We start from the raw sequence: 23,960 nt of genomic DNA, 5'->3' as shown, positions 1-23,960 counted from the left end.
CTCGCCCGGACCCGGCCCCGTCCGGCTCAGCTCTGGACGGGGCCGAGCTCCAGCTGGTCGCCGTTCTTGGTGACGGTGTACTTGGGCAGCGGCTTGGTGGCCGGCCCGTTGACCACGGCGCCGGTGGTGGCGTTGAAGCGCGAGCCGTGGCAGGGGCAGTACAGCTGGCCGTTCTTCGGCGCGTCGACCGCGCAGCCGGAGTGGGTGCAGATCGAGGAGAAGCCGCAGTACTGCCCGGCGGTGGGCTGCACGATGTAGACGGCGTCGCCGCTGGCCGGGTCCTTGACCTGGGCCGAGCCGCCGACCGGGACGGCCGAGGCGGCGACGGTGACCTTGGCGCCGCCGCCGGCGGGCGCGGAGCCCGAGGGCGCCGGGGTGCCGGGCAGCGGGGTGGCGGAGGGCGCCGGCTTGCGGTCCCGGCCGAACGTCGCGGTGAGCGAGCCGGAGAGCAGCCCCGCCCCGCCGATGGCGACGGCCGCGATGCCGCCGTCCAGCAGCGCCCGGCGGCGTACGGCGCCCTCGTCCACGCCCCGGGCGCGGTCCCGCCGGGCCCGGGTGGCGAGGTAGCCGTCGAGGGAGAGCACCGGGGTGCCGGCCAGCAGCAGCGGGGTCCAGGCCATCAGGTAGGCGAGGTCGTTGCCGTAGTAGTACGGCGTGACGTTCCAGCTGACGGTGAGCCAGAGGGTCAGGCTGATCACCGCGCCGCCGGCGGCGGCGAGCCGCCCCCAGAGGCCGAACAGCGTGCCGAGGCCGACGGCCAGCTCGCCGAAGGCGATCAGCAGCGCGAACAGGGTGGGCGCGTCGAGGGCGGGGCCGAGCGCCCAGCCGATCGGGCTGGCCGCCTTGACGGCCTGGGTCTGCGCCACGAAGGAGGCCGGATCGCCGGCGCCCGCCAGGTAGTGGGAGTCGGAGAGTTTGTCGAAAGCGGCGTACACGAAGGTGACGCCGAGGAAGAGGCGCAGCGGCAGCGTCGCGAAGCGCGTGCCGGTCTCCTTCCACCGGGCCAGCTGTGCCGATCTGCCCGACCGCTCCGGTCCGCCATGCCCCGCCGTCATGCCGATGCCTCCCGCTCGTGTCCTGCCAACTACTGACAGGTCCGGTCCGATTCTGCCCGTTGTTGCCCGCGTTCCGTCGCAAGGCCCACCTGTGGGACTGCCGCGTGGCCTTCACGGCAGACGGCCGCGCCGCCACTCCCTTGGATACGGAAGCAGCGGCGCGGCCGTTCAGCTCAGCGGGAGATTACTCCCACTCGATGGTGCCCGGGGGCTTGCTGGTGCAGTCCAGCACCACCCGGTTGACGTCCTTGACCTCGTTGGTGATCCGGGTCGAGATCTTGGCCAGCACCTCGTACGGCAGTCGCGACCAGTCCGCGGTCATGGCGTCCTCGGAGGAGACCGGGCGCAGCACGATCGGGTGGCCGTAGGTGCGGCCGTCGCCCTGCACGCCGACGCTGCGGACGTCGGCCAGCAGCACCACCGGGCACTGCCAGATCTCACGGTCCAGGCCGGCCAGGGTGAGCTCCTCGCGGGCGATGGCGTCGGCCTCGCGCAGCAGGTCCAGGCGCTCCTTGGTGACCTCGCCGACGATCCGGATGCCCAGGCCCGGGCCGGGGAACGGCTGGCGCTGGACGATCTCCTCGGGCAGGCCGAGCTCCTGGCCGACCATCCGGACCTCGTCCTTGAACAGCTTGCGCAGCGGCTCGACCAGCGAGAACTGCAGGTCCTCGGGGAGGCCGCCGACGTTGTGGTGGGACTTGATGTTGGCGGTGCCGGTGCCGCCGCCGGACTCCACCACGTCCGGGTACAGGGTGCCCTGGACCAGGAAGTCGACCGACTCGCCGCTCTCGCCGGCCTCGGCCACGATCTCTGCCTGGGCCTGCTCGAAGACCCGGATGAACTCCCGACCGATGATCTTGCGCTTCTGCTCCGGGTCGCTGACGCCCTTCAGCGCGTCCAGGAAGCGCTGCTCGGCGTCCACGACCTTGAGCTTGACGCCGGTCGCGGCCACGAAGTCCTTCTCGACCTGCTCGGTCTCGCCCTTGCGCATCAGGCCGTGGTCGACGTAGACGCAGGTCAGCCGGTCGCCGATGGCGCGCTGCACCAGGGCGGCGGCGACCGCGGAGTCCACGCCGCCGGACAGGCCGCAGATCGCGCGCTTGTCGCCGACCTGCTCGCGGATCAGCGCGACCTGCTCCTCGACCACGTTGACGGTGGTCCAGTCCGGGGCGATGCCCGCGCCGCGGTAGAGGAAGTGCTCCAGGATCTGCTGGCCGTGCGTGGAGTGCAGCACCTCGGGGTGGTACTGCACGCCGTACAGGCGGCGCTCGTCGTCCTCGAAGGCGGCGACCGGCACCACGTCGGTGGAGGCGGTGACGGTGAAGCCCTCCGGCGCGGCCGAGCAGGCGTCGCCGTGCGACATCCACACCGACTGCTCGGCGGGGGTGCCCTCGAACAGGGTCGAGCCGGTGCGGCTGACGTGCAGCTGGGTGCGGCCGTACTCGCGGGCGCCGCTGTTGTCGACGGTGCCGCCGAGGGTGATCGCCATCAGCTGGAAGCCGTAGCACATGCCGAAGACCGGCACCCCGGCCTCGAAGATCGCGCGGTCGAGCCGCGGGGCGCCGTCCTCGTAGACCGATGACGGGCCGCCGGACAGGATGATCGCCTTCGGGTTCTTGGCGAGCATCTCGGCCACCGGCATGGTGCTCGGCACGATCTCGCTGTAGACCCGGGCCTCACGCACCCGACGGGCGATGAGCTGGGCGTACTGGGCGCCGAAGTCGACCACCAGGACGGTGTCGTTCTCGGCTACGGACTGGTCGGGAAGAGCAGAGGACACGGACGGCCTTCCGGCATCGGTATCAGAAGGTGTCGCGCGCCACACGCCCCTGGCAGGGTGGCGACGGCGACCGGCGGGGGTATGCCCCGAGTCTACCGGGCTGCTCGAACGCCCCCGGTTCACCCGCTTGCCGCCCGGCCGTCCCGTGACCCGGCGCGCCGGCGGATCGTTGCACCCGACGACCGTCCGAGCGCTTGCGCACCTCCCAGGTGCGGCGGCGCCCGCCGGTCGGCAGGACCACGCGTGGAACTCTCGTCCAGTCCACCGGCGCGCGTGGCGGGCCCGGCCCGCCGTGGGACCGCGCCCCGGTGCTGTGGCCGGAACAGCAGGGGACAGCGGACCCGGCCACGACTGACCGGCCAGGGGGTGGCGGAGCGGGGTCCGGGGACGCCCGGGCGCCGCCCGCCGCTCCCTCGGCAGGCCGCTCCACCCCGGCGCGCTCCCCCGTGCGCCCCCGGCTTGCAACTACTACGCAGAGTAGTCGACGGCGCGGCCGGCGAACCGCGCCGCCGGGCGTCCCGACCGCTCCCCCGGCGTCCCCGCCGCACGGAGCCGCGCGAAATTGGACTGTGCCGAACTGTGTCGAATCGGTTGCACAGTAAGGGCTCCGTCCAGCACGATGCTGGTTGTGGGGGTTGGCCTGGTCGCCGTCGAAGGCGGTGCCGGGCCGGCGGTCCGCAGCCATGGTCCGCCCTGCGGCGGTGCCGCCCGGTGGATCACGCTCCGTGAGATCGGGTGCCACGCCGAGCCGTACGCCTTCGTCGGCGCCCCGGCGCCTCCCTGAGCCATTCGACCCGACGGCGCTCTTCCCCCGGCGCCGTCACCCCAGCACCGGTGCCGCCCTGACGCCGCGTGCTGAACGACAAAGGGCCCCGTTCCCCCGCGGGGCCCTTTGCCCTGTCCCGGGGCGGAAGGAGCGAGGCGGGAGGAGTGGGGCGGCGCGCGGCGTACGGCCCGGCGCACCCGCCAGCCTCACGCCCCGGCCGGCCGCCGGTACGCCTCGTGCGGGTCCGCCACCCCGGCACCCGCCGGCGCCGGGGCCGGGGGCAGCGATTCGGGCGCGGGCGCAGGTGCGGGCACCAGCGGCGGAGCGCTCGGCCGCGCGGGCGGCACGGGTGGAGCGGGCAGCACGGGCGGCGCGGGTGAAACAGGCAGCACGGGCCCCACCGGACCCACCGGCCGCACCGCGCCCAGCAGCGGCGGCAGCGCCAGCGCCCCGAGCGCCGCCCAGAGCAGGTTCGCCACCACCACCCCGGCCAGCGCCGGCCCGACCGCGGTGTGCGTCGTGCCGCCCAGGTCGATCCCCTGCCCGGCGAGCACCCCCGAGCCGCGCCCGGAGCGCCGCACCGCCACGTCCGTGCTCAGCCCGGCCACCGCCGTCGCGGCCGTGAGCAGCGCCGCGTGCACCACCGCCAGCCGGGTCCGGTCCGCCGCACCGAGCCCCCGGCGGTACGCCGACCACCCGAGCGCACCGGCCGAGACCAGCGCGAGCAGCACGGCCCAACGCCACCCGCCGCCGTGGCCCTGGAGGTCGAACAGCGAGGCCCGCAGCCCCTCCGACCGTTCGCCGCCGAAGCTGGTCAGGCCCTCGACCGCGGCGCCCGAGCCGAAGCCCAGCAGCACCAGCCCCGCGTTCGGGACGACCAGCAGCCACAGCGGCTCCACCGGGCCGGTGTCCAGCGCCGGCACCAGCACCGCGGCGGCCAGTGAGGCCACGCCGACCGGGACGGCCAGCGCCCGCGCGGCGACCCGGACGGCGAGTGCCCAGCCGCGCAGCGCGCGCCGGCGCCGGACGAGGTCACGGATCGCGCCCGCGCCGAGCACCGCGAACGCGAGCAGGAAGGCGAGCAGCACCGTCCCGGCCACCGACCGTCCGAGCGAGACGCCGAAGGTCTCCCGGGCGCCGATGGTCAGCCCGTACGGGCTCGCCCCACCGGGTGCGCCATTGCCGAAGTCGTCCGGCCGCAGCGCGGGCGCGTCCCCGGTGGTGGTGCCGGCGAGCAGCCCGAGCAGCGCGGTGGCCGCCCCCGCCAGGACCGCCACCCGGGCCGCCGCGACCAGCGCCGGCCGGAGCGCCGGCGGGTCACCGGCTCGGGGGTCACGGGCCCCGCGGCCACGGCGGGCCGGCCTCAGCCCCAGCCCCAGTCGCAGCGCGATCAGCCAGAGCACCAGGACGGTCATCGGCAGCAGCCGCAGGTCCGTGGCGAAGGTGTAGGCGGCCTGCCCGTCGGAGGTGCTGTGCAGCGGGCCGCCGAACGCCGCCAGGGTCAGGGCCAGCACGGCCCCGTACCGGTCGCCGAACGGGAAGCCGCCGCCGACCCAGTCCTCCGGCGCCGCGAACAGCAGCGGCAGCAGCACCAGCACGGCGGTGGCCGGAGCCAGCGCCCGCAGGGCGGGCAGCCAGTCCCGGGTCAGCAGCAGGCCCCACAGCGCGGAGCGGCCCGCCGAGGGGTCGTAGGGCACGCCGCGGCCCCAGCGGCCGAGCGGCGGGCGGGCGGCCGTCGCCGGCGGGGCGACGAACCCGGGTGCGGCACCGAGGCCGGCGTACGCACCGGAGCCGCCGACCTCGACCACCTCGCTGATCGCGGCGGCCGAGTCGTCCCAGGGGCGCCCGCAGGCGGCGCAGCGCCGGGCCCCGCCAGCAGAACTCGCGCCGCAGGCCGTGCAGATCGCCACCCGTAACCCCCCGGTCCTCGTCCGAAGGCCCTTTGTCCCACCGGCGCTCCGGCGGTGTCAAACGCTTCCGGTGCCGGGTGCGGCAGCGGCGCTCAGGCGCCCGACCCGTCGTCCGCCGCCCGCTTGGCCGGCACCTGCGGCACCGGCAGCAGCAGCGCGCCGAACGCCGTCGCCGGGACGGCGGGACGGTGCGGGGCGACCGCCGCCACCGGGCGGTACGGCTCCTGCTGGTCGGGGCGCCCGTCCGGCTCGCCCTTGTTCGGCCACATCGACAGGGCCCGCTCGGCCTGCGCGGTGATGGTGAGCGAGGGGTTGACGCCGAGGTTCGCGGAGATGGTCGAGCCGTCCACCACGCTGATCCCGGGGTGGCCGAACAGGCGGTGGTACGGGTCGACCACGCCGGTCGCGGCGGAGTCGCCGATCACGCAGCCGCCGATGAAGTGGGCGGTCAGCGGGATGTCGAAGATCTCGCCGGCGCTGCTGCCGGCGAAGCCGTTGATCGACTCGGCGAGCGCCTTGGCGGCCTGCTCGGCGGCCGGGATCCAGGTCGGGTTGGGGGCGCCGTGGCCCTGCCGGGAGGTGAGCTTGCCCTTGCCGAGGCCGGACTTCTTCAGCGAGACCGTGAGCGAGTTGTCCAGCGACTGCATGACCAGGCCGATGATGGTCTTCTCGGACCAGCGGTGCTTGTTCATCGACTGCGCGAAGACCACCGGGTGCTTGGCCGCGGTGAGCGCGTAGCGCAGCCAGCGCGGGCCCCGGCCGACCCCCGGCACCTGCTGGACGCTGAGCGCGCCCATCGCGTTGGAGCCCTTGCCGTAGCGGACCGGCTCGATGTGGGTGTTCTCGTCCGGGTGGATCGAGGAGGTGATCGCCACGCCCTTGGTGAAGTCGACCCGCCCGCTGTCGCCGGCCCGTGAGCCGGCCGCCGCGTACCGCCGGTCGGTGGTCGAAGCACCGACCAGCGCCTCGGAGTTGGTCCGGGTGAGCTCGCCGAGCCGGGCCGAGAGGCCGGGCAGGTGGCCGCCGTCGCGCATCCGGTGCAGCAGGGTCTGGGTGCCGTAGGTGCCGGCCGCGACCACCACCCGGGCGGCGGTGATGGTCCGGGCGCCGGCCTTGGCCGGGTCCTTGGACCGCGAGTCGGTGCGGCGCACGTCCACCGCGAAGGTGTCGCCGACGGGGCGGATGCGGGCCACCGTGGTGAGCGGGTGGATCTCGGCACCGCCCTGCTCGGCGAGGTGCAGGTAGTTCTCCACCAGGGTGTTCTTGGCGCCGTGCCGGCAGCCGGTCATGCACTCGCCGCACTCGATGCAGGCCTTGCGGCGCGGCCCGGCCCCGCCGAAGTACGGGTCCTCGACCTCCGTGCCGGGGGCGGCCTTGACCGAGCCGTCGCCGTCGCTGCCGTCGCCGAAGAACACGCCGACCGGCGCGAGGTGGAAGGTGTCGCCGACGCCCATGGTCTCGGCGGCGGCCTTGAGGTGGACGTCGGAGGGCGTCACGGTCGGGTTGGTGCGCACCCCGAGCATCCGCTGCGCCTGGTCGTAGAAGGGCGCCAGCTCCTGCTGCCAGTCGGTGATGTGCTGCCACTGGCGGTCCTCGAAGAACGCCTTCGGCGGCACGTACAGGGTGTTGGCGTAGTTCAGCGAGCCGCCGCCGACGCCGGCGCCGCCCAGCACCAGCACGTTGGCCAGCAGGTGGATCCGCTGGATGCCGTACATGCCGAGGGCGGGGGCCCAGAGGTAGTTCCGGGTGTCCCAGGAGTTCTTCGGCAGCTCGCCGGGCCCGAACCGGCGGCCGGCCTCCAGCACCGCGACCCGGTAGCCCTTCTCGGTGAGCCGCAGGGCAGCGACCGAGCCGCCGAAGCCCGAGCCCACCACGACCACGTCGTAGTCGAGACCGCTGTCCGCCATCTGCCCTTGCTCCTTCGAAACGTCGTGGGGGGTGCGCCGCGCGGGCGGAGAACCAGGCCGGCCGGCTTCCTGGGCCGGCCGGACCGGTCGGCTACTTCAGCCGGAACGCCTTCATCGCCTTCAGGCCGGAGGTCATCAGCGCCGCGAACCGCGCGTCGTCCAGCCCCATCGAGGGCGCCAGCGGGAGCACGGTCTGGGTGGCGATGGTCTGCGCCTCGGTGTAGCGCAGGATGCCCTCCGCCCCGTGCCGCCGGCCGAGGCCGGAGTCGCCCATGCCGCCCATCGGGGAGGCCACCGAGCCGTACGCGGCCGCGTAGGCCTCGTTCACGTTCACCGTGCCGGTGTGCAGCCGGGCGGCGACCGTCCGGCCGCGCCGCAGGTCCTTGGTCCAGACGCTGGAGTTGAGACCGTACGGGGTCGCGTTGGCGGCGGTGACGGCCTCGTCCTCGGTGTCGAAGCGGTAGATCGAGACGACCGGGCCGAAGGTCTCCTCGGCGCAGACCGCCATCGCGTCGGTGACGCCGTCCAGGATGGTCGGCTCGTGGAAGAGCGGGCCGAGGTCCGGCCGGGCCCGGCCGCCGGCCACCACCGTGGCGCCGGCCTTGACCGCCTCCTCGATGTGCCGGGTGACGGTCTCCAGCTGCCGATCGGAGACCAGCGAGCCCATGTCGGAGCCGTACGCCAGGCCGCCACCGAGCCGCAGCGCGGAGGTGCGCTCGGCGAACCGGGCCAGGAAGCGGTCGGCGATCGAGCGGTGCACGAAGAGCCGCTCGATCGAGATGCAGAGCTGTCCGGCCGAGGAGAAGCAGGCCCGGACGGCGCCCTCGACGGCCTTCTCCACGTCCGCGTCGGCCAGCACCAGCATGGCGTTCTTGCCGCCGAGCTCCAGCGAGGCGCCGACCAGCCGGCCGGCGGCCTGCTGGGCGACCTGGCGGCCGGTGCGGGTGGAGCCGGTGAACGAGACGTAGTCGGCGTGCTCCACCACGGCGGGGCCGATCACCGGGCCGTCGCCGATCACGATCTGCCAGCAGTCGGCCGGCAGCCCGGCCTCCACCAGCAGCTCGCGGGCCCACAGCGCGGTCAGCGCGGTCTGCGTGTCGGGCTTGTTGACCACCGCGTTGCCGGCCACGAAGGCGGGCAGGGCGTCGCCGACGGAGAGCTCCAGCGGGTAGTTCCACGGGGAGATCTGGCCGATCACGCCCTTGGGGCGGCGGGCCTCCACCGCCCGGGTGAGCACCGGGATGGCGCCGGAGCGGTGTCGGTCGCGCAGGTAGGACGGCGCCTTGCGGCCGTAGTGGCGGGCGGCCATGGCGGCCGCCATCACCTCTTCGAAGGCGTGCAGCCGGGCCTTGCCGGTCTCCGCCTGGATGAGGTCCAGCACCTCGTCCTGGCGGCGCAGCAGCAGGTCGTGGAAGCGCAGCAGCACGGCGGCGCGCCGGCGCACCGGCAGCGCGGCCCAGGCCTGCTGGGCCCGCCGGGCGAGCCGGTAGGCGACCTCGACGTCGGCCGGGGTGGACTGCGGGAGGCTGGCCAGCCGCTCGCCGGTGAGCGGCGCGGTGGTGTGCACCAGCTCCGGTTCGCCGGTCGCGGTGACGCCCTTGGCGAGCCGGGCCACCACGGCGGGCGTGACCGCCGAGGCGACCGTGCGCGCCGCGCCCGGAGCTGCGGGGTTGCGCCCGGGGCCGGCGGGGGAACCGGTCTGTGCGTCTGCCGTGATGTCCGTCATGAGCGCAGCCTAGGGCCTCGGCCGCCGGTTCGGTACCCGCCGGTAACAGGAAACTGTCGGTGGCAGAACCTTCCCCGCCGGCGCCCCGGAGCAGCCCTCAGCCCAGCACCGTGAAGTGGTTCAGCACGGTGGTGAAGCGCTTCTGGCTGTCGATGCGGTCCTTGTCCGGCCCGGCCGACAGCACGTCGTACGAGGTGCCGCTGCCGGTCTTGAACTCGGCCTCCTTCAGGTACCGGCGGGTGCCCGAGTTGTCGGCCGTGGTGTAGCTGAACTCCCAGACCGCGCCGGGGAAGCCGTTCACCTTGATCTCGGCCAGCTGCTCGCGCTTGTAGCCCTGCCGGTTCTTGTTGACGCTCTGCTCCATCTCCTGGAAGTGCTGGAGCGGGCTCAGCGACTGGCCGACGGTGACCGCGAACTGCAGGTAGTGCACCTTGGCGTCCGGGCTGTAGTAGATCTCGCTGTTGTCCACGCTGCGCACCCAGGTGCCCCCGGTGGAGGGCAGCAGGAAGCGGAAGCCCGCCGGGTCGTCCACCCACTGGTAGCCGGCCGGCGCCGGGTCGGGCGCGGCCAGCCCGGTCGGCGTGGGGTCGGGGCCGGACGGGGTGTCCTCGCCGGCGCCCTGGTGCTCCAGCACCACGTACGCGCCGCCGCCCACCAGCGCGGCGGTGACCAGCGCGATCAGGACGAAGCGCAGCCGGCGACGGCGGCGCGGTGCGGCGGGCGCCACCGGGGCCGACGCCACCGGGGTCGGCGCGGCGGCCTGGTGCTGCACCGGGACGGTCGGACCGGTCGGGCCGGTCGGATCCACCGGGGCCGGTGGCCCGTCCTGCGTGCGGTCGACCACCGGCACCAGTCCGGTGGGGATCTGCTCGGGCACCCGGGCCCGGATCCCCACGGTGTGCCCGGCGACCACCTCGGTCAGCATCCGCAGCGCCTCGTCCGCGCCGGGCCGCTGCTCCGGGTCCTTGGCCATCAGCGCGGCCAGCACCGGGCCGAGCGCGCCGGCCTTGGCGGACTCCGGCAGCGGCTCCTCGACCACGGCGGTCAGGGTGCTCAGCGGGCTGTCCCGGCGGAACGGCGACTTGCCCTCCACCGCGGCCCAGAGCGTCGCGCCCAGCGCCCACAGGTCGGAGGCCGGTCCCGGCCGCTCGCCCTGGGCGCGCTCCGGCGCCAGGTAGTCGGGGGAGCCCACCAGGTCGCCGGGGCGGGTGAGTTCGACCGCGCCCGCGCCCTCGAACTTGGCGATCCCGAAGTCCAGCAGCACCACCCGGCCGGTGTTGTGCTCCAGCAGCACGTTGGCCGGCTTGACGTCCCGGTGCAGCACCCCGAGCTGGTGGCCGCGGTGCAGCGCGGCCAGCACCTGGACGCCGACCTCGGCGGCCTCCTGCGGGCGCAGCTCGCCGTCCTGGCTGATCACGTCGGCCAGCGAGCGCCCGTCGACCAGCTCCATCACGATCCAGGGCCGGCCGTCCTGCTCGAGCACGTCGTGGATGGTGATCACACCCGGGTGCTTGATCCGGGCCGCGGCCCGCGCCTCACGCTTCATCCGGGTCTGCAGGATCTCCAGATCCTCCTCGGACAGGTGGCTGACGGTCAGCTCCTTGACCGCGACGTCGCGGTCCAACATCTCGTCCCTGGCCCGCCAGACGGTGCCCATCCCGCCGCGACCCAGGCGCTCCCCCAGCGCGTACCGCCCGGCCAGCAGCCGGCCCGTCCCCACCCCTGCCGACTGGTCCTGTCCGCCCATGGCGACCGCTCCCCCTCCTCAGTCCACCGTCACCCTGACGGAGGTTCCGGGGCACCGCAGACTCACCGCCCGGACATCTTCCGGGCCCAGCCTAGGCGTACCCCGGCAGGGCCGGAATCCCCGACCCGGCCCGGCCTGTCGATCGGCGGCCGGCGGCCGCTCAGCCCGCCACCAGTACCACCGCGGCGAGCGCCGCCACCAGCGCCACCAGCACGCCCCCCAGCAGCAGCGGTCCGAGCAGCGCCGGCGGTACCAGGGAGGCGCGGTGACGGTGCGTCAGCTCCTTCGACGGCTCCCCCTCGGCCCGCCGCCGGCCGCCCCCGCGCCGGTACGGCACCACCGGACCGTCCGGCCGGCGGACCGGGAGCAGCGGCGCCGCCGCCGCCGATTCGGGCCCGAACGGTTCGGGTGCGCCCGCCAGCAGCTCGCGCAGCTCACGCTGCACCTGCGCGGCGTCCGGCCGCCGGGCCGGATCGACCGCCAGCAGCCGCTCCACCAGGGGCCGCAGCGGGCCGCAGCCGTCCGACGGGTGCCGGCGGCCGTCCCGGACGGCGGCCAGCAGGGTCGGCAGGTCGTCCTCGGGGTAGGGCCCGTACCCGGTGAGCAGCCGGTGGAGCAGCACGCCGAGCGCCCAGCAGTCCGCGGCCGGCCCGCCGTCCGGCGGCCAGCGCTCGGCCTGCGGGCCGAGCAGCACCGCCCTGGCCTCGTACACCCGGCGCGGCACCGGCCCGCCGAGCGCCGAGCACAGCGTCTCCTCGGCCACCCCGAGCAGCAGGCCGCCGAGGAGGGCGGCGCCGTCCTCGCAGACCAGCACCGAGGCGGCGGTGACGTTTCCGTGCGGGATCCCGGCCTCGTGCAGCGCGCGCAGGGCGCCGGCCAGGTCCGCGGCCAGCTCCGCCACCCGGTACGGCGGCACCGGCCCGTCCTGCGCCAGCTCGGACAGCCGGGCGCCGGGCAGCCGCTCCTCGGCCACCCAGAGCGACTCGCCCTCCGCCACCGCCTCGACGCCGGCCAGCAGCCGCGGGTGGCGGGGCGCCCCGGCCACCTCCTGCGCCACCCGGAGGGCTATTCGCGGGCCGTACTCCGGGTCGGGTTCGGCGCCCGGCCGGCCGGGGACCAGCAGTTCCGGCAGCTCCAGCGCGTGCAGCAGCACCTGGCCCCCGGTCCGCAGGTCCTGCGCGGCCACGCCGACCTCCGGACGGTCCGTCACCCGGTACCGCCCGGCCACCACCTGCCCCGGGGCCGCTCGCATCGCATGTTCCTCTGGAAGGGGTCGGGCTGCTCGTACCGGCCAGGGTACGTGGCCCCGCCGCCGGTGGCCCGGCCCGCGGGCCGGGCGGCCACGTCGGCGCCGGCCCCGGTCTCCCCGGCACCGGCCGCCGGTGACTCCTCATCGAGGACGGCCTGCCCCCGCCGACGGTTGCGCCCCGCGCCGCCGCGCCGGGCCGCCGCCGGAGCGCCGTCAAGGCGCTGTCGGGGCGCGGGCCGTCAGGGCGCGGGCTGGAAGCTCTCGAAGCCGACCCGGCGGGCGTCCGCGTTGGCGGCCGATCCCCAGTCGGCGTCCGGGGTGGTCCAGTAGAGCGCGTAGCCGTACTTGCCGTCGCCGGTGACGAAGCCGCGGTTCAGCGAGTGCATCCGGGTCTTGCTGCCGAAGGTCCACTCCCAGTCGGCCGCGTTGGTCCACTGCCGGTAGGTGATCGCCTTCAGGTCCACCCGCTGGTAGTTGCTGCCGCCGTTGCCGTCCTTCTCGCTGCTCACCCAGTCGTCGTAGGCGCTGCCGTGCGCCGGCGTCGTCCAGTCGACCATCAGCTTGACGCCGTTGCCCTTGAACTGGCGGCTGGTCGCGTCGTAGTCGGGGCCCTGGTCGGTGAGCCAGTCCGGCAGGTTGATGCTGAAGCCGGACGGGTCGCGGTAGGTCTTGTAGCCGGCCGGAGCGGCCGGGGCTCCGCCGGTGCCGCTCCCACCACCGCTCCCGGAGCCCGTCCCGGTCCCGGTGCCGGTGCCCGCCGCGGAGTTGGACTGGCCGGTCGAGGGGGTGGCCGCGCTCGGCGCACCCGCGCCGGCGGCCGGGGACCCGGCGGTCGACGGGGTCGCGGCGCCCTGGCCGGCGGCGCCCGCGTCGGGGCTCTGGGCGGCCGGGCTCTGCGGGGCGGCCGAGGCGTCCGGGGCGGCGCCGGCCGGGGTGCCGGGGCCGCTCTGCGCGGTCGCGCCGTCGGTGCCCTTGCCACCGCCGTGCAGGGCCAGCGCCACCACGGCGATCAGCGCCAGCACGAACACCAGTGCGCCGACCACCATGCCGAGCCGGCGACGGTCGGGCCGGCGCGCCGCGACGGGCGGCAGGACGGCGGTGGCGGGTGCCGGGGCCGGCGCGGGGGCGGCGGGCACGGTCAGCGGCGGCGCGGGGATCGGTGCGTGCGCGGGCGTCGAGCGGCTTCCCACCCGGACGGTGCCGAGCAGCCCCATCGCCCCGCCCCGGCCGGCCTTCGCCGGGTCCTCGGCCGCGGGCTGCGCCGCCGTAGCGGGCTTCGCCCCGCCCTTCGGCTCGGGCTTCGAATCGGGCTTCGCAGCGTTCGCGGCCTCGGCGGCCTTCGCGGTCTTGGCGCCCGACTGCTGCGCGGGCACGGCCGGCTTCGCGGCCTTCGCCCCGGCCGCAGCCCCCGCCGCCTCAGCCGCCACACCCTTCGCAGCGGCCCGCTCCGGCTCCGCCGCCGCTGCCGGCGCGTTCGCGGCCTTCACCGGCACCGCCTGCTGCGTGGTGGCCTCGGCCCGGGCCACTCCCGCGGCGACGATCCGCTTGAGCTTGGAGCGGGTCTCGGAAGCGTCCAGCCGCAGCGCCGGGTCCTTCTCCATCAGCCCCTCGATCACCGGCCAGAGCGGCCCGGCCTTCTCGGAGGCGGGCAGGTCCTCGGTCATCACGGCGGTCAGGGTGGCCAGCGCCGAGCCCCGGTCGTACGGCGGCTTGCCCTCGACCATCGCGTACAGCGTGCCGCCCAGCGACCAGAGGTCGGACGGCGGCCCGGGCTTGTGGCCCTTGGCGCGCTCCGGCGCGATGTACGAGGGGGCGCCGACCAGCATCCCGGTGGAGGTGATCGAGGTGTCGCCCTCGACGCTGGCTATGCCGAAGTCGGTGAGCACCACCCGGCCGTCCTCGCCGATCAGCACGTTGGACGGCTTGACGTCGCGGTGCAGGATCCCGTGGCTGTGCGCCGCGCCCAGCACGCCCAGCAGGTCGAGCGCGATCTCGGCGGCGCGGACCGGGGTGAGCGGCCCGTCCTCCTTGATCACCTCGGCCAGCGAGCGGGACTCGACCAGCTCCATCACGATCCAGGGCCGCTCGTCCTCCTCGACCACGTCGAAGACGGTGACGGCGGCGGTGTGCCGGATCCGGGCGGTCGCCTTGGCCTCGCGCAGGGTCCGGACGATCAGACGGTGCTTCTCGTCCTCGTCCACCCCGCCGTGCATGCGCAGTTCCTTGACGGCGACGATCCGGCCGAGCATCTCGTCCTCGGCCCGCCAGACCGTGCCCATGCCGCCGCTGCCGAGCACCGCCTTGAGCCGGTAGCGCCCGGCCAGCAGTCGGCCGGTGGACTCCTGCGCCTGGGTCATCGGTGCGCTCCCCCATGTGTTGCTGGCCCGCGTGCAGCTGCCGGTCGAAGTGACGGCGCATCGGCCCGCGCGGGCACAACCCGGGGACGTCGCCCGCGCACCCGGCGCCCGGATCCAAGACGCCAAGTCTCCATCATCCCCTGTTCCTTCGGTCGCCGACCACCCGCCCCGGGGGTTGACCATGAAGATCCTTACCGGAGGCGGGCATTCCGTACCCGACCCGAGACCGGAAACGGCTGGTCAGAGCCGGCGCCGCGCACAGAGTCTCCCCCGTGCGGGCACCATCACCTCACCTGACGGCCGGTCGGACCGGCGCCCGGGAACGGCGCAGGGCCCCCGCCGGAGCAGGGGCCCTGTGCGTCGTCGTACGGACCGTCAGCCGTGGTGCAGCGCCGGGTTCACCGTCACCTCGACGCGCTGGAACTCCTTGAGCTCCGAGTAGCCGGTGGTGGCCATCGCGCGGCGCAGCGCACCGAACAGGTTCATGGTGCCGTCCGGGGTGTGCGACGGGCCGGTGAGGATCTCCTCGGTGGTGCCCACGGTGCCGAGGTCGACCCGCTTGCCACGCGGCAGCTCCTCGTGCACGGCCTCCATGCCCCAGTGGAAGCCCTTGCCGGGCGCGTCGGTGGCCCGGGCCAGCGCGGCGCCGATCATCACCGCGTCCGCGCCGCAGGCGATCGCCTTGGCCAGGTCGCCGCTGTAGCCGACGCCGCCGTCCGCGATCACGTGCACGTAGCGGCCGCCCGACTCGTCCATGTAGTCCCGGCGGGCCGCGGCAACGTCGGCCACGGCGGTCGCCATCGGGACCTGGATGCCGAGCACGGTGCGGGTGGTGTGCGCGGCGCCGCCGCCGAAGCCGACCAGCACGCCGGCCGCGCCGCTGCGCATCAGGTGCAGGGCCGCGGTGTAGGTGGCGCAGCCGCCGACGATCACCGGCACGTCCAGCTCGTAGATGAACTGCTTGAGGTTGAGCGGCTCGGCCGCGCCCGAGACGTGCTCGGCGGAGACGGTGGTGCCGCGGATCACGAAGACGTCCACGCCCGCGTCGACCACGGCCTTGGAGAACTCGGCGGTGCGCTGCGGGGAGAGCGCGGCGGCGGTCACCACGCCGGAGTCGCGGACCTCCTTGATCCGCTGCTTGATCAGCTCGGCCTTGATCGGCTCGGCGTAGATCTCCTGGAGGCGGCGGGTCGCGGCGGCCTCGTCGGGCAGCGCGGCGATCTCGTCCAGCAGCGGCTGCGGGTCCTCGTAGCGGGTCCACAGGCCTTCGAGGTTCAGCACCCCGAGGCCGCCCAGGTTGCCGATGGCGATGGCCTGCGCGGGCGAGACCACGCTGTCCATCGGGGCCGCCAGGAAGGGCAGCTCGAAGCGGTAGGCGTCGATCTGCCAGGCGATCGAGACCTCCTTCGGGTCACGGGTACGGCGGCTGGGGACGACGGCGATGTCGTCGAATGCGTACGCCCGGCGGCCGCGCTTGCCACGCCCGATCTCGATCTCAGTCACTTCGAGCCCTTCTGCTGCTTGCATCTGCCTGCCGGGTCACCCCGGCCGCCCCCCAGTATCCCGTACCGGCCCGCCGGGGCGCGGCACCCGGCCGAGGGGCGGACCGCGGGGCGGACCGGCAGCACGCCGAGGGGCCCGCCGCCGCTCGCGCGGTGACGGGCCCCGGATCCGGCCGGCCGGGTCAGCGGCTGTTGTAGTTCGGCGCCTCGACGGTCATCTGGATGTCGTGCGGGTGGCTCTCCTTGAGGCCCGCGGAGGTGATCCGGACGAACCGGCCCTTGCTCTCCATCTCCGCGACGCTGGCGGCGCCGACGTAGCCCATGGTCTGGCGCAGGCCGCCGACCAGCTGGTGCAGCACGGCGGCGAGCGGACCGCGGTAGGGCACCTGGCCCTCGATGCCCTCGGGGACGAGCTTGTCGTCCGAGGCGACCTCGGCCTGGAAGTAACGGTCCTTGGAGTACGAGCGGCCCTGGCCGCGGGACTGCATGGCGCCCAGCGAGCCCATGCCGCGGTAGGACTTGAACTGCTTGCCGTTGATGAACTGCAGCTCGCCCGGGGACTCCTCGCAGCCGGCCAGCAGCGAGCCCAGCATCACGGTGTCGGCGCCGGCGGCCAGCGCCTTGCCGATGTCGCCGGAGTACTGCAGGCCGCCGTCGCCGATCACCGGCACGCCGGCCGCCTGGCAGGCGAGCGCGGCCTCGTAGATCGCGGTGACCTGGGGGACGCCGATGCCGGCGACCACGCGGGTGGTGCAGATGGAGCCGGGGCCGACGCCGACCTTGACGCCGTCCACGCCGGCGTCGATCAGCGCCTGGGCGCCGTCGCGGGTGGCGACGTTGCCGCCGACCACGTCGACCGCCACGGCGGACTTGATCTTCTCGATCCAGGCCAGCGCGTTGTGGCTGTGGCCGTGCGAGGTGTCCACGACCAGGAAGTCCACGCCGGCGGCGACCAGGGCCTGGGCCCGGTCGAAGGCCTCGGCGCTGGCGCCGACGGCGGCGCCGACCAGCAGCCGGCCCTCGACGTCCTTGGCCGCGTTCGGGTACTTCTCGGCCTTGACGAAGTCCTTGACGGTGATCAGGCCCTTGATCCGACCCTCGTCGTCGACCAGCGGCAGCTTCTCGATCTTGTGGCGGCGCAGCAGCCCGATCGCGTCCTCGCCGGAGATCCCGACCTTGCCGGTGATCAGCGGCATCGGGGTCATGATCTCGCGGACCTTGCGGGCCCGGTCCGACTCGAAGGCCATGTCGCGGTTGGTGACGATGCCCAGCAGCTTGCCGTCGGGGTCCGCGATCGGCACGCCGCTGATCCGGAACTTGGCACAGAGCGCGTCCGCCTCGGCCAGCGTGGTCTCCGGGCCGACCGTGATCGGGTCGGTGACCATGCCGGACTCGGAGCGCTTCACCAGGTCGACCTGGTTGGCCTGGTCCTCGATCGACAGGTTGCGGTGCAGCACGCCGACGCCGCCCTGGCGGGCCATCGCGATCGCCATCCGGGACTCGGTGACCTTGTCCATCGCGGCGGAGAGCAGCGGGATGTTCACCCGGACGTTGCGGGACACCCGAGAGGAGGTGTCGACCTGGTTCGGCAGCACCTCGGAGGCCCCGGGCAGCAGCAGGACGTCGTCGTACGTGAGCCCGAGCATCGCGAACTTCTCGGGTACGCCTGCGGCGTTGTAAGACATCTGAAGGGACCTTCCGTGGCGTGGCCGTCGATCTCGGGCACGACCGGCGAGGGGTTACCGGCCGGGTGGCTCTCTCAGCTGGGCGGACGACCGCGGTACGGCCACGTCCCACCCGCGCGCACCGGCACAGGGCTTGGCCACCAAGACGCCGGGCGGCTGGAGGAACCTCCAAGGGATCCCCGAGCGCACCCACGGAACTTTGGCAACCTGACCAGGTGCCGATACCCCATGGTACTAGTGTCACGAGCCATCGACTCGCGCCCCCTTGACAACAAGGGGATCAGGAGGACTCTTCCGCCAGTGCCCGGAGCCGGCTGAGCGCCCGGTGCTGGGCCACCCGGACGGCGCCCGGCGACATGCCCAGCACCTCGCCGGTCTCCTCCGCGGACAGCCCCGCGGCCACCCGCAGCAGCACCAGCTCGCGCTGGCGGGCCGGCAGGTTGGAGAGCAGCTCGCGGATCCAGGCGGCGTCGCTGCTGAGCAGCGCCCGCTCCTCCGGGCCGAGCGACTCGTCCGGGGTCTCGGGCAGGTCGTCCTGCGGGATGACCGTGGAGCCGGGACCGCGCATCGCGGCCCGCTGCAGGTCGGCGATCTTGTGGGCGGCGATGCCGTAGACGAAGGCCTCGAACGGCCGCCCGGTGTCGCGGTAGCGCGGCAGCGCGCAGAGCACGGCCACGCAGACCTCCTGGACCACGTCGTCCACGTGGTGGCGGGCACCGCCCGGCAGCCGGACCAACCGGCCGCGGCAGTAGCGCAGCGCGAGCGGGTGGACGTAGGCGAGCAGCGCGTCGATCGCCGGGCCCTCACCGCGCACGGCGGCCGCGACCAGCGACGCGACCACCGGGGAGGTGCCGGCGCCGAGCACCGGGGCCCTGACCTCGGCGACCTCGGCCACGTCTACCTCGGCCGCATCGGCGTACGACGGGTCGACACCCTGGCCGTCGGGGACGGCCTCGTCGGCCTGGGCCGGCTCGGGCTGGGCCTCGCCCGAAGCGGTGCCCTCGTCGTCACGCATCGGTCCATGGTGCCTGGTCGGAGCGGAAAACGCGGCACCGCGTCCGGACTTGTGCATCGGAACGTTATGCGTCGCCACTGTGCGCACCGTGCCGCCTCCCGCCCCACTGGCTGCCGCCCGCTGCGGCAACTCTCGCTTCCGCAGCACCTGTCCGCTGGTCCCCGAGGTGCTCCACTCCTCCATGGTGCAGCCTCGGGACGACAACGTCACACGCCCGTACGGTTACCGTGTCGGATACCCAGCCGCCCGGGGCTCAGCGGACCAGGCCCCAGCGGAAGCCGAGGGCCACCGCGTGCGCCCGGTCCGAGGCGCCGAGCTTCTTGAACAGCCGGCGCGCGTGGGTCTTCACGGTGTCCTCGGAGAGGAACAGCTCGCGGCCGATCTCGGCGTTGCTCCGGCCGTGGCTCATCCCCTCCAGCACCTGGATCTCACGTGCCGTCAGGGTCGGGGCCGCCCCCATGTCGGGGCTGCGCAGCCGCCTGGGGGCGAGCCGCCAGGTCGGGTCGGCGAGCGCCTGGGTGACGGTGGCCCGCAGCTCGGCGCGCGAGGCGTCCTTGTGCAGGTAGCCGCGGGCACCGGCGGCCACGGCGAGCGCGACACCGTCCAGGTCCTCCGCGACGGTGAGCATGATGATGCGCGCGCCCGGGTCGGCGGACAGCAGCCGCCGGACCGTCTCCACCCCGCCGAGGCCGGGCATCCGGACGTCCATCAGGACGAGGTCGGAACGGTCGGCCACCCAGCGGCGGAGGACCTCCTCACCGTTCGTCGCAGTGGTCACCCGGTCGACACCGGGCACGGTCGCGACCGCCCGGCGAAGCGCCTCCCGGGCGAGCGGGGAATCGTCGCAGACGAGTACGGATGTCATGACCGTCCTCCGCAGCAGATCCGCGTCACGTTGAGCCTCCTGGCTGGTACGAACACTCTCCGACACGGCCGATTGGCGACGGACCTCGTACGGATCGCCGGGTGTCCCCGCGATCGTTCCCGACGTCCAGCGCCCGCTAACCGCCTCCGCACATCCAACGACCGTCACTCGAATGAGTTACGGCCTTCAGGGCCATCTCCACCACTGTACGTGGCCGGACCGTTACCGATCAGCCACCTCGCGGTGCACACGCCGCACTTTTGTGCTGATCGCGCGCGGTCCACGCGCCGCGCGCGCCACGGAGCGGAGGACGGCGCACCCGGGGCCACCCGGTTGTCAGAGCACGACCACTCAAACGTCCTGCCCCTTTTGCCCGTATTTATAGCTTCTAGAGGGTCATTGACTGTTGTGCCGGACTGTGGATGACTTGTTCCAGTAGGTGCCGTAAGTCATATTTCCAGGTGTCCGTACCGGTCCATCGCCGCCTCGCCGAACCGACGGGTCCGAGTCCTTGAAGGGAATGAGCCATGGCAGATTTCTCCCGCCTCCCCGGCCCCAACGCAGACCTCTGGGACTGGCAGCTCTCCGCCGCCTGCCGCGGCGTCGACAGCTCGCTCTTCTTCCACCCCGAGGGTGAGCGCGGGGCCGCCCGCAGCTCGCGCGAGGCCAGCGCCAAGGAGGTCTGCATGAGGTGCCCGGTACGCGCGCAGTGCGCGGCGCACGCCCTGGCCGTCCGCGAGCCGTACGGGGTCTGGGGCGGTCTGACCGAGGACGAGCGCGAGGAGCTGCTCGGCCGCGCCCGCCACCGGCTGGCCGAGGTCCAGCTGACCAGGCCGGCGGGCCTGCGGCACTGAGCGCGCCCTTCGAGGATTGAAGAAACGTTTCTGCACTGGATCCGGGCACGACGAGGCCTGCGAGGAGGCCCTGCGAGGCAGCCAGGCACGGCGAGGCGGCCCGGCACGACTCCCCGAACCGACCGGCGGGCCGGGCGGGCCGGGCGGACGTGTGCTCAGCGCTCGGCGGCGGCGCCGGTGAGCCGGTCCAGCATCAGCGCGACCGCCGGCACCTCGGCCAGGTCGGGCAGGGTCAGCGCGACCACCTGCCGCACCGCGGGCCCGCCCGTGGCCGCCCGGACCGGCACCGCCGCCACCCCGGGGTGGCGCACCGAGTCCAGCGCGAGCCGGGGCAGCACGGCGACCCCGAGGCCGGCCGCGACCAGGCCCACCACCGCGGGGTAGTCGTCGGTCGCGAAGTCGATCCGCGGCGAGAAGCCCGCCGCCTCGCACAGCTCCACCAGGTGGCCGCGGCACTGCGGGCAGCCCGCGATCCACTGCTCGTCGGAGAGTTCCGCGAGGTCGACCGGGCGGTCGGCCGCCGCCAGCGGGTGGGTGATCGGCAGCAGCCCGACCAGCGGGTCGTCCAGCAGCGGGCGGACCACCAGGTCCGACCAGTCGGTCGCGGCGGCCGAGGCGGCGGCCTCCAGGGTCGCCTCGGCGCGGGCCTCGCGGGCGGTGGCGTGCGGGGAGGCCTGCGGCACCCCGCCCTGCGAGTCGGGGTAGCGGAAGGCGAGCGCCACCTCGCACTCGCCGCCGCGCAGCATCGCCAGCGACTCCGGCGGCTCGGCCTCCACCAGCGACACCCGGACCCCCGGATGGGCGGCGCGCAACTGGGCGACCGAGGGCGGCACCAGGGTGGAACTCGCGGTCGGGAAGGACACCAGACGCACCCGCCCGGCCCGCAGGCCGGCGATCGCAGCCAGCTCCTCCTCCGCGGCGGACAACCCCGCGAGGATCCCGGTGGCGTGCTTGACCAGCACCCGGCCGGCCTCGCTGAGCTGCATCCCGCGGCCCGAGCGGACCACCAGGGGGGTCGCCACCGCCTTCTCCAGCGCCTTCATCTGCTGGCTCACCGCCGGCTGGGTGCAGCCCAGTTCGCGGGCGGCGGCGGAGAAGGAGCCGGTCCGGGCGACGGCGCGCAGGACGCGGAGGTGGCGAGCTTCGATCATGCCTCAGTTATAAGGCAGGCTTTGCCCCAGGTAAAGCTGCGCTGATGAGAGCCGGGCCGCCGAGACCCACCGTACCGGCGCCGGCGGGGTGCGCGGCGCCGGCGGCCGGACGGGAGCGGCCCGGGGAACGCCGGAGGCCCGGGCGCGCCGAAGGGCGCGACCGGGCCTCGGAGGCTACCGACCGGGGTCAGTGGGAGTGGCCGTGGCCGCCGTGCGAGTGCCCGTGGCCGTTGCCCTCCTCCTCTTCCTTCTTCTCCACCACGAGGGTCTCGGTGGTGAGCAGCAGGGAGGCGATGGAGGCGGCGTTCTCCAGGGCGGAGCGGGTGACCTTGACCGGGTCGATGACGCCGGCCTTCACCAGGTCGCCGTACTCGCCGGTGGCGGCGTTGTAGCCGAAGCCGGCCTCCAGGTCGGCGACCTTGGAGGTGATGACGTAGCCCTCCAGGCCGGCGTTCTGGGCGATCCAGCGCAGCGGCTCGGCCAGCGCCTTGCGGACGACCGCGACACCGGTGGCCTCGTCGCCGGAGAGGCCGAGGCCGTCCTCCAGCACCTTGGCGGCGTGCACCAGGGAGGCGCCACCGCCGGCGACGATGCCCTCCTCGACGGCCGCGCGGGTCGCCGAGATGGCGTCCTCGAGGCGGTGCTTGCGCTCCTTGAGCTCCACCTCGGTGGCGGCGCCGACCTTGATGACGCAGACGCCGCCGGCCAGCTTGGCCAGGCGCTCCTGCAGCTTCTCGCGGTCCCAGTCGGAGTCGCTGGCGGCGATCTCGGCCTTGATCTGGCCGACCCGGCCGGTCACGGCGTCGTGGTCGCCGGCGCCGTCGACCAGGATGGTCTCGTCCTTGGTGACGGTGACGCGGCGGGCGGTGCCGAGCACCTCGAGGCCGACCTGGTCGAGCTTGAGGCCGACCTCCTCGGAGATGACGGTGCCGCCGGTGAGGACGGCGATGTCGCCGAGGATCGCCTTGCGGCGGTCGCCGAAGCCGGGGGCCTTCACCGCGACGGCGTTGAAGGTGCCGCGGATCTTGTTGACCACCAGGGTCGACAGCGCCTCGCCGTCGACGTCCTCGGCGATGATCAGCAGCGGCTTGGAGGTTCCGCCCTGCAGGATCTTCTCGAGCAGCGGCAGGAGCTCCTGGATGGAGGAGATCTTGCCCTGGTTGATCAGGATGTACGGGTCGTCGAGGATCGCCTCCTGGCGCTCGGCGTCCGTGACGAAGTACGGCGACAGGTAGCCCTTGTCGAACTGCATGCCCTCGGTGAACTCGAGCTCGACGCCGAAGGTGTTGGACTCCTCGACGGTGATCACACCGTCCTTGCCGACCTTGTCGATCGCCTCGGCGATCAGCTCGCCGACCTGGGCGTCCTGGGCCGAGAGGCCGGCGACGGCGGCGACGTCGTCCTTGCCCTCGATCTCGCGGGCGATGGAGAGCAGGTGCTCCGACACGGCGGCGACGGCCTTGTCGATGCCCTTCTTCAGGGCGGCCGGGCCGGCGCCCGCGGCGACGTTGCGCAGGCCCTCGTTGACCAGGGCCTGGGCCAGCACGGTGGCGGTGGTGGTGCCGTCACCCGCGACGTCGTTGGTCTTGGTGGCGACCTCCTTGACCAGCTGCGCGCCGAGGTTCTCGTACGGGTCGTCGAGCTCGACCTCGCGGGCGATGGTCACACCGTCGTTGGTGATGGTGGGGGCGCCGAACTTCTTGTCGATGACGACGTTGCGACCCTTGGGGCCGATCGTCACCTTGACCGTGTCGGCCAGCTTGTTCACGCCGCGCTCCAGCGAGCGGCGGGCGTCCTCGTCGAACTGCAGGGTCTTCGCCATGATCCCGATTCCTCAGAAAGTGCCTGGTTACGTGAGCCAACAACCGCGCCCCGGGCCCCTGTCAGGTGCTGACACGGATCCGGGGCGGGCGGGAACGTCTTACTTCTCGATGATGGCGAGAACGTCGCGAGCCGAGAGGACCAGGTACTCCTCGCCCTGGTACTTCACCTCGGTGCCGCCGTACTTCGAGTAGAGAACGATGTCGCCGACGGCAACGTCGAGCGGAAGGCGCTGGCCGTCCTCGAAGCGGCCCGGGCCGACGGCCAGGACGACGCCCTCCTGGGGCTTCTCCTTGGCGGTGTCCGGGATAACCAGGCCGGAGGCCGTGGTGGTCTCGGCGTCGAGCGGCTGGACCACGATGCGGTCCTCGAGCGGCTTGATGGCAACCTTGCTGCTGGTGGTCACGTCCGAGCTCCCCTTCGGAGATTACGGGGTTGTCTAACAGGTAGGTGGCGATGTCCGCAGGTCTGCCGTCGCGGGGGTCAGACATGCTCCATCGCGTTAGCACTCACCCTGGGGAGAGTGCCAGGAATGACCTTAGGCGCCGGTTAGCACTCAGTCAACCAGAG

General features: G+C 74.0%; 16 protein-coding genes. 1 reads left to right on the top strand and 15 read right to left on the bottom strand.

Translation table 11 applies throughout. The features are described from left to right. Positions 1-26: 26 nt before the first annotated feature. From ABT014_RS10435 to ABT014_RS10380, 12 genes are all read right to left on the bottom strand, one after another. Complete coding sequence (locus tag ABT014_RS10435; protein WP_350638272.1) at positions 27-1,055, bottom strand: Rieske 2Fe-2S domain-containing protein; 1,029 nt, start codon at positions 1,053-1,055, stop codon at positions 27-29. 184 nt (positions 1,056-1,239) lie between these two features. Further along, positions 1,240-2,835 (bottom strand): glutamine-hydrolyzing GMP synthase, encoded by a 1,596-nt coding sequence (guaA, locus tag ABT014_RS10430; protein ID WP_350638271.1) that lies wholly within the window; start codon positions 2,833-2,835, stop codon positions 1,240-1,242. A 972-nt stretch (positions 2,836-3,807) separates the two neighbouring features. Then, positions 3,808-5,511 (bottom strand): hypothetical protein, encoded by a 1,704-nt coding sequence (locus ABT014_RS10425; protein ID WP_350638270.1) that lies wholly within the window; start codon positions 5,509-5,511, stop codon positions 3,808-3,810. A 92-nt stretch (positions 5,512-5,603) separates the two neighbouring features. After that, complete coding sequence (locus tag ABT014_RS10420; RefSeq protein ID WP_350638269.1) at positions 5,604-7,418, bottom strand: GMC oxidoreductase; 1,815 nt, start codon at positions 7,416-7,418, stop codon at positions 5,604-5,606. Between the two features lie 91 nt (positions 7,419-7,509). Further along, positions 7,510-9,144, bottom strand: coding sequence for a succinic semialdehyde dehydrogenase (locus ABT014_RS10415; protein WP_350638268.1), 1,635 nt, complete (start codon positions 9,142-9,144; stop codon positions 7,510-7,512). 97 nt (positions 9,145-9,241) lie between these two features. Beyond that, a complete protein-coding gene (locus ABT014_RS10410) occupies positions 9,242-10,891 on the bottom strand; it encodes a serine/threonine-protein kinase (protein WP_350638267.1) in 1,650 nt (549 codons plus the stop codon). Between the two features lie 160 nt (positions 10,892-11,051). After that, the gene (locus ABT014_RS10405) at positions 11,052-12,143 is read right to left on the bottom strand and encodes a protein kinase domain-containing protein (protein WP_350638266.1); all 1,092 of its coding nucleotides are present in this window, start codon (positions 12,141-12,143) and stop codon (positions 11,052-11,054) included. A gap of 236 nt (positions 12,144-12,379) precedes the next feature. Then, complete coding sequence (locus tag ABT014_RS10400; RefSeq protein WP_350638265.1) at positions 12,380-14,497, bottom strand: serine/threonine-protein kinase; 2,118 nt, start codon at positions 14,495-14,497, stop codon at positions 12,380-12,382. Positions 14,498-14,872: 375 nt separating this feature from the next. Continuing rightward, on the bottom strand, positions 14,873-16,000 hold the full coding sequence (locus ABT014_RS10395) for a GuaB3 family IMP dehydrogenase-related protein (protein ID WP_350638264.1): 1,128 nt from the start codon (positions 15,998-16,000) through the stop codon (positions 14,873-14,875). A 181-nt stretch (positions 16,001-16,181) separates the two neighbouring features. Further along, complete coding sequence (guaB, locus tag ABT014_RS10390; RefSeq protein WP_350638263.1) at positions 16,182-17,684, bottom strand: IMP dehydrogenase; 1,503 nt, start codon at positions 17,682-17,684, stop codon at positions 16,182-16,184. Between the two features lie 280 nt (positions 17,685-17,964). Next, the gene (shbA, locus tag ABT014_RS10385) at positions 17,965-18,549 is read right to left on the bottom strand and encodes an RNA polymerase sigma factor ShbA (protein ID WP_350638387.1); all 585 of its coding nucleotides are present in this window, start codon (positions 18,547-18,549) and stop codon (positions 17,965-17,967) included. 403 nt (positions 18,550-18,952) lie between these two features. After that, complete coding sequence (locus ABT014_RS10380) at positions 18,953-19,564, bottom strand: response regulator transcription factor (protein WP_014136228.1); 612 nt, start codon at positions 19,562-19,564, stop codon at positions 18,953-18,955. A 527-nt stretch (positions 19,565-20,091) separates the two neighbouring features. Between ABT014_RS10380 and ABT014_RS10375 the strand changes: the two genes are divergently transcribed. Then, positions 20,092-20,418 (top strand): WhiB family transcriptional regulator, encoded by a 327-nt coding sequence (locus tag ABT014_RS10375; protein ID WP_033817678.1) that lies wholly within the window; start codon positions 20,092-20,094, stop codon positions 20,416-20,418. A gap of 155 nt (positions 20,419-20,573) precedes the next feature. On the opposite strand, the gene ABT014_RS10370 is transcribed toward ABT014_RS10375, so the two are convergent. The 3 genes from ABT014_RS10370 to groES all read right to left on the bottom strand — a co-directional run bounded on the left by ABT014_RS10370 (position 20,574) and on the right by groES (position 23,796). Beyond that, the gene (locus ABT014_RS10370; protein ID WP_350638262.1) at positions 20,574-21,569 is read right to left on the bottom strand and encodes a LysR family transcriptional regulator; all 996 of its coding nucleotides are present in this window, start codon (positions 21,567-21,569) and stop codon (positions 20,574-20,576) included. A gap of 187 nt (positions 21,570-21,756) precedes the next feature. Continuing rightward, the gene (gene groL, locus ABT014_RS10365) at positions 21,757-23,391 is read right to left on the bottom strand and encodes a chaperonin GroEL (protein ID WP_350638261.1); all 1,635 of its coding nucleotides are present in this window, start codon (positions 23,389-23,391) and stop codon (positions 21,757-21,759) included. Between the two features lie 99 nt (positions 23,392-23,490). Next, positions 23,491-23,796: a co-chaperone GroES gene (groES, locus tag ABT014_RS10360; protein ID WP_014136232.1), complete on the bottom strand. Its 306-nt coding sequence runs from the start codon at positions 23,794-23,796 to the stop codon at positions 23,491-23,493. Positions 23,797-23,960 lie beyond the last annotated feature (164 nt).

This window comes from Kitasatospora sp. NPDC094015 (genome assembly GCF_040304075.1).
In the GTDB taxonomy this organism is placed as follows: domain Bacteria; phylum Actinomycetota; class Actinomycetes; order Streptomycetales; family Streptomycetaceae; genus Kitasatospora.
This window is presented reverse-complemented; position numbering and strand designations above follow the sequence as displayed.